This window comes from Bacteroides sp. UBA939 (genome assembly GCF_002293435.1).
Lineage (GTDB): Bacteria > Bacteroidota > Bacteroidia > Bacteroidales > Bacteroidaceae > Bacteroides.
In genome coordinates, this window is record NZ_DBDF01000163.1 from 1 (window position 1) to 12,216 (window position 12,216).

General features: G+C 43.1%; 10 protein-coding genes and 1 pseudogene. 7 read left to right on the forward strand and 4 right to left on the reverse strand.

Annotated elements, in window-relative coordinates; translation table 11 throughout:
* Positions 1 to 298 precede the first annotated feature (298 nt).
* The 4 genes from B2Z67_RS10275 to B2Z67_RS10290 all read left to right on the forward strand — a co-directional run bounded on the left by B2Z67_RS10275 (position 299) and on the right by B2Z67_RS10290 (position 5,190).
* A complete protein-coding gene (locus B2Z67_RS10275) occupies positions 299 to 685 on the forward strand; it encodes an START-like domain-containing protein (protein ID WP_291529739.1) in 387 nt (128 codons plus the stop codon).
* A 76-nt stretch (positions 686 to 761) separates the two neighbouring features.
* On the forward strand, positions 762 to 2,663 hold the full coding sequence (locus tag B2Z67_RS10280) for an LptF/LptG family permease (RefSeq protein ID WP_291529740.1): 1,902 nt from the start codon (positions 762 to 764) through the stop codon (positions 2,661 to 2,663).
* 35 nt (positions 2,664 to 2,698) lie between these two features.
* Positions 2,699 to 3,913 carry a bifunctional 3,4-dihydroxy-2-butanone-4-phosphate synthase/GTP cyclohydrolase II gene (locus tag B2Z67_RS10285; protein WP_291529741.1) on the forward strand — a complete coding sequence of 405 codons (1,215 nt, stop codon included), beginning with the start codon at positions 2,699 to 2,701 and terminating at the stop codon, positions 3,911 to 3,913.
* 83 nt (positions 3,914 to 3,996) lie between these two features.
* Positions 3,997 to 5,190: a pyridoxal phosphate-dependent aminotransferase gene (locus B2Z67_RS10290; protein WP_291529742.1), complete on the forward strand. Its 1,194-nt coding sequence runs from the start codon at positions 3,997 to 3,999 to the stop codon at positions 5,188 to 5,190.
* Positions 5,191 to 5,279: 89 nt separating this feature from the next.
* Here B2Z67_RS10290 and B2Z67_RS10295 read toward each other — a convergent pair whose 3' ends face one another.
* The gene (locus tag B2Z67_RS10295; protein WP_291529743.1) at positions 5,280 to 5,450 is read right to left on the reverse strand and encodes a DUF362 domain-containing protein; all 171 of its coding nucleotides are present in this window, start codon (positions 5,448 to 5,450) and stop codon (positions 5,280 to 5,282) included.
* Between the two features lie 173 nt (positions 5,451 to 5,623).
* Here B2Z67_RS10295 and B2Z67_RS10300 point away from each other — a divergent pair, with 173 nt between their 5' ends.
* Positions 5,624 to 6,325 carry a porin family protein gene (locus tag B2Z67_RS10300; RefSeq protein ID WP_291529744.1) on the forward strand — a complete coding sequence of 234 codons (702 nt, stop codon included), beginning with the start codon at positions 5,624 to 5,626 and terminating at the stop codon, positions 6,323 to 6,325.
* 17 nt (positions 6,326 to 6,342) lie between these two features.
* On the opposite strand, the gene B2Z67_RS10305 is transcribed toward B2Z67_RS10300, so the two are convergent.
* From B2Z67_RS10305 to B2Z67_RS10315, 3 genes and pseudogenes are all read right to left on the reverse strand, one after another.
* On the reverse strand, positions 6,343 to 7,032 hold the full coding sequence (locus tag B2Z67_RS10305) for a sensor histidine kinase (protein WP_291529745.1): 690 nt from the start codon (positions 7,030 to 7,032) through the stop codon (positions 6,343 to 6,345).
* Between the two features lie 121 nt (positions 7,033 to 7,153).
* A pseudogene (locus B2Z67_RS10310) lies at positions 7,154 to 8,059 on the reverse strand (sensor histidine kinase); the annotation flags it as partial.
* 487 nt (positions 8,060 to 8,546) lie between these two features.
* Positions 8,547 to 10,412 carry a DNA polymerase III subunit gamma/tau gene (locus B2Z67_RS10315; RefSeq protein WP_291529746.1) on the reverse strand — a complete coding sequence of 622 codons (1,866 nt, stop codon included), beginning with the start codon at positions 10,410 to 10,412 and terminating at the stop codon, positions 8,547 to 8,549.
* Positions 10,413 to 10,561: 149 nt separating this feature from the next.
* Here B2Z67_RS10315 and B2Z67_RS10320 point away from each other — a divergent pair, with 149 nt between their 5' ends.
* Positions 10,562 to 10,870 carry an FtsB family cell division protein gene (locus B2Z67_RS10320; RefSeq protein ID WP_291529747.1) on the forward strand — a complete coding sequence of 103 codons (309 nt, stop codon included), beginning with the start codon at positions 10,562 to 10,564 and terminating at the stop codon, positions 10,868 to 10,870.
* Positions 10,867 to 11,202 (forward strand): hypothetical protein, encoded by a 336-nt coding sequence (locus B2Z67_RS10325; protein WP_291529748.1) that lies wholly within the window; start codon positions 10,867 to 10,869, stop codon positions 11,200 to 11,202. The genes B2Z67_RS10320 and B2Z67_RS10325 overlap by 4 nt, the downstream gene beginning before the upstream one ends.
* Positions 11,203 to 12,216: the final 1,014 nt, after the last annotated feature.

A 12,216-nucleotide genomic window follows, 5' to 3' on the forward strand; every position in this document is an offset into this window, starting at 1 on the left:
TGATTATGAATCATGCGCTCTAACCGGCTGAGCTATCCCGCCATCATTTCTTGATTGCGGGTGCAAAGATAGAGCTTTTCTTTAAACCTCCAAAATATTTGTGAATATTTTCTGTTCATAACAATGCCAATCAGAAGCAAAATCAAGATTCAAATCCTTATAAATGTATCCTTTGGAAGCAATCTGAATGGGTTATGCAACAAAAAAGGAGATGTATATTAATAAATTTGAAGAAACATATTCTATATTTAGAAAAAAGTCTCTATCTTGCAGACGCAATAAAAAGTGGAAATAGATTATGAACAGACAAAAGATTCATCGGGAATACCTTTTAAATGCTACATCAAAAAGCATTCTTTGGTCTGCAATAAGCACCCCTACCGGTTTGGAGGGTTGGTTTGCAGACAGGGTGCAATCGGACGATAAGGTTGTCACTTTCTTCTGGGGAAAGACAGAACATCGTGACGCGGAAATCATAGCCGTACGTGCATTTTCTTTTATCCGCTTCCATTGGTTGGATGATGAGAACGAGCGGGAGTATTTCGAATTAAAGATGACAAATAATGAACTGACGAACGATTTCGTATTGGAAGTCACCGATTTTGCCGATGCGAATGAAGTTCAAGACCTGTGCGAGTTGTGGGACTCAGAAGTTGATATTTTGCGGAGAACGTGCGGTTTTTAGTTAACTTTGATATAAAAACTTTCCACACTCCCTTTTTTATGCTAATTTTGTGTTTTCATTGCATGAAATAAGTAAAATGCTGCGCATAAAAAAGTTAGATATATTTATACTAAAGAGCTTTTGCATGCTCTTTATGGGCACTTTCTTCATTTGCCTTTTCATCTTCATGATGCAGTTTCTATGGAAGTACGTAGATGAAATGGTAGGAAAAGGATTGGAATTGAGCATCCTTGCACAATTCTTCTTTTATTCCGCTCTTACTTTGGTGCCGATTTCATTGCCGTTGGCTGTTCTGCTGGCGGCGCTTATCACTTTCGGAAATTTTGGTGAACGTTTTGAATTGCTTGCCATGAAAGCAGCGGGCATTTCATTGCTTAAGATTATGCGCCCGCTGATTGTGTTTATCATTCTCGTCTGTGGCATTTCTTTCTATTTCCAAAATGTGATAGGGCCGAAAGCGCAAGTCAAGTTGTGGACTTTGCTTATGTCGATGAGGCAGAAATCCCCGGAGTTAGATATACCCGAAGGTGTGTTTTATGATGAAATAGGAGGGTACAACTTATACGTAAAGCATAAGAACCGTAAGACGGGTATGCTTTATGACGTACTGATTTACAATTTTGAAAAAGGATTTGAGAATGCGCAAATTATCAAATCCGATTCGGGAAAGCTGGAAATGACGGCAGACAAGCAGCATTTATATCTGCATTTGTATAGCGGCGAACAATTCGAAAACCTGAGGTCGCAAAACATGAATCAGAATAATGTACCTTATCGCCGGGAAGCATTTCGCGCAAAACATGCTATCATCGAGTTTGACTCCGATTTCAATATGGTGAATTCGGATGTTATGAACAGCAGCTCCAATAGTAAAGATATGAAGATGTTGCAGACCAGTATTGATTCCATGAAGGTGGAGAACGACAGCGTGGGGCGGGTTTATTTTAATGAAGCGATAAACAGTACTTATAAGATACCGGTAGATCTGAAGAAAGCCGATACGTTGAAGATAGAACAGGCGCGCCTGAACGAGTATAATGTAGACAGTCTTTTTAGTGTAGCCACTTTGTCGCAGAAACAGAAGATAATGAACACTGCCGTGAGCCGTGCCGAGAGTGCGGGAAACGATTGGAATTTCAAGAGTTACAATGTAATCGCCACAGAGAAAAACCTTCGGCGCCACATGATGTCCTGGCATGAGAAACTGACACTTTCGCTGGCATGCCTTATCTTCTTCTTTATCGGTGCGCCTTTAGGTGGAATTATTCGCAAGGGCGGTTTGGGTATGCCGGTTGTGGTATCCGTACTTATCTTTATCATCTATTATATCATTAACAATACGGGATTTAAGATGGCGCGTGACGGACAGTGGATTGTCTGGATGGGTATGTGGACAAGTACGGCCGTATTAGCTCCGTTGGGGGCATTCCTAACTTATAAGTCCAATAACGACTCGGTAGTACTGAACGCAGATGCTTATATCAACTGGTTTAAGAAGATTGCCGGAGTTCGCAGTGTGCGTCATTTGTCCCGTAAGGATGTTATCATACAAGATCCTGACTATGCCCGTTTGCCGGCTGAACTACAAGCTCTCTCTGCCGATTGCCGGGCATACGTTGAGAAGAGAAACTTTAAGCGCGCTCCCAATTATTTCAAGTTGTGGATGGAAGATTCACGTGATGAAGAAATGGTAGCGATAAGCGAACGCTTGGAAGAATTGGTTGATGAGATGTCAAATACTAAATCGGCTCATCTGATGAATGCGTTGAATAACTATCCTATTATTCCTGTTTATGCTCATGTGCGTCCCGTTGATAACTATTGGCTAAGCCTGCTTTGCGGATTGGTAGTACCGGTTGGGTTGTTCTTTTACTTCCGTATCTGGGCTTTCCGTATCCGGTTAGGCAAAGATGTGGGGCGGATTATCGAGACCAATGGCGAGGTTAAAGAGATAATAGAAAAGGATTTAAGGTTATAGGAAAGAATCTGAGATAAATAAAAAAAGAATATAGAATGGAAAAAGTGAAATTAGATACGATAGAAGAAGCGATCGAAGAGTTCAAGGCCGGTAACTTCGTGATAGTGGTGGATGATGAAGACCGCGAAAACGAAGGCGACCTGATTATTGCTGCGGAGAAGATTACGCCTGAAAAAGTGAATTTCATGCTGAAATATGCCCGTGGAGTACTTTGTGCTCCGATTACAGTGTCGCGTTGTAAAGAACTGGATTTACCTCATCAGGTAAGTGACAATACTTCTGTTCTGGGCACACCTTTCACGGTAACCATTGATAAATTGGAAGGATGTACGACAGGTGTCTCTGCTGCCGACCGCGCAGCTACCATACAGGCGCTTGCCGATCCCGCAGCTACACCGGCAACTTTCGGGCGTCCCGGACATATCAATCCGCTATATGCTCAGGAAAAAGGAGTTTTGCGTCGTGCCGGACATACGGAAGCTGTGATTGATATGGCTCGCATGGCAGGACTTTATCCGGCAGGCGCTCTTATGGAAATCATGAACGAAGACGGCACAATGGCGCGACTGCCCGAATTGCGAAAGATGGCCGACGAGTTTAACCTGAAGTTAATCTCTATCCACGACATGATTGCCTATCGCTTGAAACAGGAATCTATCGTAGAAAAAGGCGTGGAAGTAGATATGCCTACCGAATACGGGCACTTCCGCTTGATACCATTTCGTCAGAAGTCTAATGGACTGGAACATGTGGCATTGTTCAAAGGAACATGGGAACAGGATGAACCGATATTGGTCAGAGTGCATTCCTCTTGTGCCACAGGAGATATTTTCGGTTCTAAACGTTGCGATTGCGGTGAACAACTGCATAAGGCAATGGAAATGATTGAAAAGGCCGGAAAAGGGGTGATTGTTTATCTGAATCAGGAAGGTCGCGGTATCGGTCTGATGGAAAAAATGAGAGCCTATAAATTGCAGGAAGATGGGCTTGATACGGTAGATGCCAATATTTGTTTGGGACATTTGGCCGATGAACGCGATTACGGTGTGGGCGCCCAGATTTTGCGCGAACTGGGAGTACACAAGATGCGGTTGATGACCAATAATCCTGTAAAACGTGTTGGGTTGGAGGCTTATGGACTGAAAATTATGGAAATAGTTTCTATCGAATCGGCACCCAATCCGTACAATGAACGTTACCTGCGTACAAAGAAAGAACGTATGGGGCATACTTTACATTTTAATAAGTAAGATGGCCTTTTCTTTTCTAATCTCAAGTAAATGTGTTTAATTTGTAGCTAAATTCATGCAACAACCATAAAATAAATAGAAAAATGAATCAATTATCGGATCGTTTAAACAGCTTGTCACCATCGGCGACACTGGCTATGTCTCAAAAGAGCGCTGAGTTGAAAGCTCAAGGCGTTGACGTAATTAACCTGAGTGTAGGAGAACCAGACTTCAACACTCCTGACTACATCAAGGAAGCTGCGAAGAAAGCGATAGATGATAACTTCTCTCGCTATTCCCCAGTTCCGGGATATCCGGCTTTGCGTAATGCAATAGTGGAGAAACTGAAAAAAGAAAATGATCTGGAATATACAGCGGCACAGATTTCATGCGCCAATGGTGCAAAACAGTCGGTTTGTAATGTCATTCTGGTACTGGTAAATCCGGGTGATGAAGTAATTGTGCCTGCGCCATACTGGGTTAGTTATCCGGAGATGGTGAAATTGGCCGAAGGTACTCCGGTGATTGTAACCGCCGGCATTGAACAGGATTTTAAGATTACTCCCGCACAGTTGGAAGCTGCCATTACCCCTAAGACTAAGGCGTTAATTCTTTGCTCTCCGTCAAACCCGACAGGTTCGGTTTACTCTCAGGAAGAACTGAAAGGTTTGGCAGACGTATTGGAAAAATATCCGCAGGTAATCGTGATAGCCGATGAGATCTATGAACATATCAATTACATTGGTAAGCACCAGAGCATTGCCCAGTTCCCGGAAATGAAGGAACGTACGGTAATTGTAAACGGTGTTTCCAAGGCTTATGCCATGACCGGCTGGCGTATTGGTTTCATTGCCGGACCGGAATGGATAGTGAAAGCTTGTAATAAGTTGCAAGGTCAGTACACTTCAGGTCCTTGTTCTGTATCTCAGAAAGCTGCTGAAGCTGCATATCTGGGAAGTCAGGCTCCGGTAGAGGAAATGCGTAAAGCCTTCGAACGCCGTCGCGACCTGATTGTGAAGTTGGCGAAAGAAGTGCCGGGCTTTGAGGTGAACGTACCTCAGGGTGCTTTCTATCTTTTCCCGAAGTGTGATTCTTTCTTTGGTAAGGCTGCCGGCGACCGTAAGATTGAAAACTCTGACGACTTGGCAATGTATTTGCTGGAAGTAGGCCATGTGGCTTGTGTAGGCGGCGCTTCATTCGGTGCGCCCGAGTGTATCCGTATGAGCTATGCAACCAGTGACGAGAATATTGTAGAAGCTATTCGTCGTATTAAGGATGCATTGGCCGAGCTGAGATAAGAAGTTGTATAAAAGATACAGGCTATATAAAAGTGAAAGAGTCCGGTTTCCTTAGAAACCGGACTCTTTCGTGTTGTTAAGTGTTGTTATTATTCTCCCGGGTGAATTGCTTCAGACGGACAAACATCAGCACAGGAACCACATTCTGTGCAAGTTTCGGGGTCGATAGAATAGATATCACCTTCAGAGATAGCCTCTACCGGACATTCGTCAATACAAGTACCACAAGCAACACAACTGTCATTAATTACGTAAGCCATTTTTTTAAAGTTTAAATTATTAGTACTAATTGGTTCGGCAAAAGTACTGCTTTTATTGGAGACTTGTTATCAATCGTGTTTAAAATGACTTAATTTGTATGTTGTCTAAATAATGCCGGGGAGAATTTGAGGTGGATAATGCAATAATCTGTCATTTCTGACGTTTTAGGGGTGTGAAACAAATAGCTCTGATACTCTTTGCCTTGCTTCTTGCTTCCGGTGCTTCGGCTCAGAAACGCAAAGTGCAAAACCGCCCGTACATTGACCAGCGGAGGTGGCATTATGGCTTTCTGGTAGGTATTCATACGCAGGATTATAAATTAGTGAATACAGGCTATGTGACAGAGGATGGTGAGACGTGGTTTGCTGATGTTCCCGAATATTCTCCGGGATTCACGGTAGGAGTGTTGGGAGAACTTTATCTGAATCAGTTTCTTTCTCTACGCTTAGTTCCGACTCTGCATTTTGGCGATAAGAAGGTGGTGTTTCGTGAGCATACCAGTGGTGAAGAGTATTCCCGGGCGATGAAATCGGCATATCTTTCCATTCCGATAGATTTGAAATTTGCTGCAGAACGTTTCAACAACTATCGTCCTTATGTTATGGCAGGCATTGCTCCTACGTATGATTTCAGCGTAAAGAAGCAGGGTGCTTTATTGGTAAAACCTTTCGATTGCTATGTAGAAGTGGGCTTGGGCTGTGATTTCTACCTGCCTTATTTCAAGTTGATACCTGAATTGAAGTTTTGTTTCGGATTGACTAATTTGATTAATAAAGACCGTAAAGACCTCACCGACCAGTCGCTATTAAAGTTCACGCAGTCTGTCGATAAAGTTACTTCGCGCATGATTGTGCTTACTTTCTATTTTGAATGAAGGTACTGTACAATTTCTTATTCTATCCTGAATGAGATTGTGAATGTAATGAGATACCCGTCTTCACTATTTGGACTTACCACATAACTGCCTCCAAAATGTTCGAATAGTAATTGATTGATTCTATGCCGCACGAATACTTTTTGGGAGGCAAATGCAGGGTCGGATAGCGGGCTGTTCGTGATATGGAATACCAGCAATCCCTTTTCTTCCTCTTTATTCAATTGTATTTTTATATCGCGTTCGGCTTCTTGGGCGACGGGGTATACTAACATGCTGAGTACAGCTTGGTTGAAACGGTTAGCATCTGTTTTGAACCACAGGCTTTCTACATCGGTTTCCAGCTCAATACGTATATGCTCTTTACTATTCATTTGTGCCATGTATATCAAGTCGTTGCACATCTCTCTTATTTCGCAATCCTGTATCTGGAATTTCATCATTTGAGCTTCCAGGCGCGAGAGGTCGAGCACATCATTTACCAGTTGAATGAGTTCGGTAGTGTTTTCCCGGATAATGGTGGAGTATTCCAACTTCTCGCTTTCGCTTAATTCCGAGTCAGTAGAGAGAAGCTGCGAAAATCCCACGACATTGTTTAAAGGAATACGGATATTGTAGCTCATGTTTGCCAGGAAGCGGCTTTTAATTTCGTTGGCTTCTTCGGCAATTTGGTTCAGCCGGGCTACCTCCTGTTCTTCTTTCTGCAATTTTTGCCGGCTGATATACATGTAAACTGCAAAAATGATGAGTATTAACAGTACAATCCCGATTATTACAGGAAAAATAGAGTAGATTTTCTCTAAGACGAAACACAGTATGACGGCGCATTTAATCATGTTCGATTCTCCTTTCATTCCTATTGTTTGTCTGGCGGATTGGATGTGTGAATAAAAAGCGGACACCTTCCGTATAATCCGGATCAATCCATATACTGCCGCCTACATGTTCTATTATTAGTTGGCAAATGGATAAACCGAGGCCGCTTCCCTGTGCATTCTCGTTCAGTTTTTCATAACGCTGGAATATATAGGGCTGCTTTTCTTTGGGGATGCCACAGCCTGTATCCGTGATGGAAAATAAAGCCGTATCTTCCGACGCTTTTTCCAATTGCAATGTGATACTGCCTTCGGTGGTAAACTTGGTTGCATTTATCAGCAGGTTTATCAACACTTGTTGCAGGCGCGAGGCGTCAGTTTCTATATACAGCTTCTCCAATGGGGTGACAAAGTGTAATTCCGCCTGCGTCTGTTTTACCTTTCCTACAGTATCGACTACATTCCTGCAAATAGTTATGGCATCATATTTATTCAAGTGAAACTGCAACTTCCCAAATTCCAGGCTTGACAGGTCGATAACATCATTAATGAGTTTCAGTAAGAGTTCGGAGTTCTGCTGAATGATTTCCGTACATTGCAACCGTGTTTCATTGTCCAGTCCTTCTTCTGTCAGTAGTGATGAAAAGCCGGAAAGTGCATTGAGTGGCGTACGTATTTCGTGACTCATATTAGAAAGGAATACGCTCTTGGTGTACATTGCCTTTTCAGCATTGCGCCGCGACTGCCCCAACCTCTCTTTTGACAGGGTGATTTTCTGCTTCTGTCTTTTCAGCCGGATTACTAATATTAATATGAAAACCGACAGGCCAAGTCCGAAAATAATAAAAGCGATGACGATTTTATTCTCTTCGGTATTGCTTTCCAACTCTGATTTATCGCTTTGGTAATTTGCTTTCAATAAGACTTCTTCCGCCTTTGAAGATTTCAGAATCGCCGGAACCGGATTGTTTATCCGGCTGATAATATAATCTATCAGTGTACCGGAATCGTAAGATAAGTCTTTGTGTATAAGTGATTGTAAGACGCCCATAAGTTCCTTGTTCGTCAGAGAAGCATACACTTCTATTGCTGATGAAAAGAGCAGAATGCCTGCAAACACCGATATGATGGCGGCTTTTTTCAATATAAAAGATATTATATTTGTTCATCTGCAAATATAATAATTATACTGAAAAAACAAAATTATTTATTGAATAATTATTGGAATATTTTAGAGTCTGTTTAAATTTTCCTCAGAAATAACTCTCAAAACAACACTGAGTAAAATTTAAACAGGCTCTTATACTAACCTATATTATTCATACTTCAGGAGTTAAAGGAGTTATCANNTAGGAGTTAAGGAGTTAAAGCCGGTAGTGCTGCTTGTGTTTTACAGAGTATTGGCTTTAGTTAAACTCCAATCCGAATTCATCTCTTAGTTGTAACAAGGCGCTGTTCTTTTGCGCCATCATCTGAAATAGCTCCACACGGTTGGTAGGACGAACGTTTTCTGCAGGGTCGCTCACGCGTACTGTCATGGTTGCTTTACTGTTTTTCAACCGCATGCGTAGATAATCCTGTAGTTCCTGTTTCTGTTCCGTAAATTCCTTGGCGACGATATTATTATCTACTACAACTTCAAAAGTAGTGGCATCCTGCATTGTCAGGTGCAGTAGTCGCATACAATTGGCGAGAGCTACTTGCTCCTGAGGCAAGCGTCCGGCATACTCCTGCCAGTAGAAGTTCACATCCTTTTCGTTGAAGGCGAGGTCTTCTTCAGGTTGTACACTTTCTTGGGGAGTTGCGGCAACAGCTTGTTTATTCTCTTCTTCCACACGCGGATGTTTGATAGAGATACTCAAGTCGGACATATTTACGACGCGCACTTTCTGTTCTTTAGCCTGTGTTCCGGAGGACTGTTGAAACTGCGGTGTTGCGGGAACTGCTTGCGGTGCAGCGGAGGTTGTCTGTTGTGCAGCGGAGGTTGTCTGTTGTACGGCAGAGGTTGTCTGTTGTGCAACATAGTTCTGTGGCGCCGGCTGTACTTGAGCCGTTGCAACGTTCGACACTTGTGTCGGGGGTGTGGCAGACGCTTGTGGCTGTTGAACAGCAACTGGCTGCGAGAATATTGGTTTTATAGCTTGTTGAGGGCTACGCCCACCACTGACGTCGTCATCTCCGGCGGTAAGTTGGGCTACCTGTATCAAAGTCAGTTCTACCAGTAATCTCTTGTTTTTGCTGGCGCGATAGTTCAGGTCGCAGTCATTGCAGAGTTTCATTGCCTTATAAAGAAAAGGTAGCGGGCATTTCTGTGCTTGTACCTGATAACGTTCACGAATACTGGCGCCTACTTCGAGTAGTGGCAGCGTAGCAGGGTCTTTGCTAACCAGCAAGTCGCGGAAATGCGAAGATAATCCGGTAATGAAATGGCTGGCGTCAAATCCTTTGTTCAGGACGTCGTTCAACAACAGTAAAGCGTCACTGACTTGGTTTGCCAGGAAATGATCCGTCAGACGGAAGTAATATTCATAATCCAGTACGTTCAGGTTCTCGATTACACTCTGGTAAGTGATATGCCCGCCGGTGAAGCTGACTACCTGGTCGAAGATAGACAAGGCATCGCGCATACCGCCGTCGGCTTTCAGTGCGATAACGTTCAATGCTTCCGGTTCTGAGGTAATTCCTTCTTTGGAGGCAACGTATGCCAGGTGGGCAACGGTATCTTCCACGGTAATGCGGTTGAAGTCGTATATCTGGCAGCGGGAAAGGATTGTGGGCAAGATCTTATGCTTTTCCGTAGTTGCCAGAATAAAGATAGCATGGCGGGGCGGCTCTTCCAATGTTTTCAGGAAGGCGTTGAAAGCCGAAGCCGACAACATGTGTACCTCGTCGATGATGTAAACCTTGTATTTCCCTATTTGGGGTGGGATGCGTACCTGTTCCACCAATTGCCGGATATCATCTACCGAGTTGTTGGATGCGGCGTCCAGTTCGTGGATGTTGTATGACCGCTGTTCGTTGAACGCTGTGCACGATTCGCATTGGTTGCACGCTTCTCCGTCTGCTGTCGGACTCATACAGTTGATGGTTTTGGCAAAAATGCGTGCACAGGTTGTTTTGCCTACGCCACGGGGGCCGCAAAACAGATAAGCGTGCGCCAGCTTGCCGATGGCAATGGCGTTTTTCAGCGTAGTGGTCAGGGCGTGTTGTCCCACTACCGATTCGAAGGTGGCAGGGCGGTATTTTCGTGCCGATACAATATAGTTTTCCATAACTCGGTATTTTCTTGCTCGTTACAATTTGTGCAAATGTAGTGAAAAAAAAGAATTTTCTCAGTTATTCCTCTTATCTTTGTAGGCGAAGAATCTATATCCGGTTTCTTTATGAGTTATTAATTCTCTAAATTCTAACAGTTCTGTCGATGGATAAATTAGCTACACTCTGGAGTTTTGTCCGCAAGTATAAGTACATGATTACGATTGTATTGTTTGTGGTGATTGTTGGTTTTCTGGACGAGAATAGTATTGTGCGCCGCATGGGCTATGCGAATGAAATCAGCCGCCTGAACAGTGAGATAGAGAAATACCGGAAAGACTACGAAGAGAACACGGAACGACTGAAGGAGTTGGCTGTAGATTCCGGGGCTATTGAGCGTATTGCACGCGAGAAGTACCTGATGAAGAAGCCGAATGAAGATATTTACGTATTTGAAGAAGACCTCGAAAAATGAAATCCCTGATACCTGCTTTGTTTATTATTGGCGCTTTTATGGTGCTGTTTGGTGCGGCGGTGTATATCACCGGCTGGGAATTAGCCCGTTATGTTTATACGGTTGGCGCTACTTTGGTGGCGTTGGTGCAAATAAACTCTCCCTCTACAAGTAAAAGTCCGAACGTAAAACGCCTTCGCCGGCAACAGATTTTTGCCGCATTGCTGATGGTGCTTGCGGGCGCATTCATGTTCTTCACTCATGGCAATGAATGGATTCTCTGTCTGACGATTGCTGCCATATTGGAGTTGTACACTGCTATTCGTATTCCACAGGAAGAAGCAAAAGAATAACGTATAACTACTTCGCCACAATTATTCTCCAATTCTCCCTCCCGGGGTTTTGAACCGCCTTATTCTCACGGTCTCACTTTATTCTCTTGTATCGCTTTATTCATCGGCGTTTAAATAGGTGAGGGCAGGCGCGAGGGTGGAGTGAGGGTGGAAGTTAGTTTCATAATGACATTTTGTATTTTTATTCACCTGAGAATGCGATATTTCCGTCCGATGGAAGAGTTGGGCGGAAATACGGAAGTAAAAATCCGTATCTTGTTGATAGTTAGTGGAATATCGAAATCTGTACATTTCTAAAAAATACGGAAGATTTCTTTGGAGAGATTTTAATGATTTTCGGGGGATTTTTTAAGAACGTTCAGAAGGTTTTTTAAAAACTGTCGGGACGTTTTTAAAAACTGTCGGAAGAATTATTAAGACTATTCATGCCGGATAGTGTGCCTTTTTATACGACATATATGTGGTTCGCGCACGGCATATATGTGGTTCGCGCACGGGATATATGTGGTTTGCGCACGGGATATATGCGGTTCGCGCACGAGATATATGTGGTTCACGCACGGCATATATGTGGTTCACGCACAGCATATACATGATTCCCGCACGGAATTGCCTGGTTTTCGTTCCGCATGTATTTGGCTTGCGCAAGAATAGGCGTTTATTGCATAAATTCTGTATATCAGTCACGATTTACATGGAATATCGGTATAAATATACAAAATATTGTGCCTGCAGCCTCTGTTTTTCCTTCTTTTGCGGAATGATGTGTTAGGTGATAGGCTATTTCATTATCTTTTTGCTATTATTGTTTGTGTATCCCTAACATAATTCTATTTAAGTACTCATCTTTCATTAGCTTATAATATCTTTCATTAGCTTCGCTCAAAACCTCTTTTATTATTTCATTGAAGAATAGTCTGAGCTTGTCGAAGGATTTCTTCTCCTTTGTGTTTCAGAGGAGGAGATGCTTCGACTACGCTCAGCATGACAGATACTATGAATGATAATATAGCG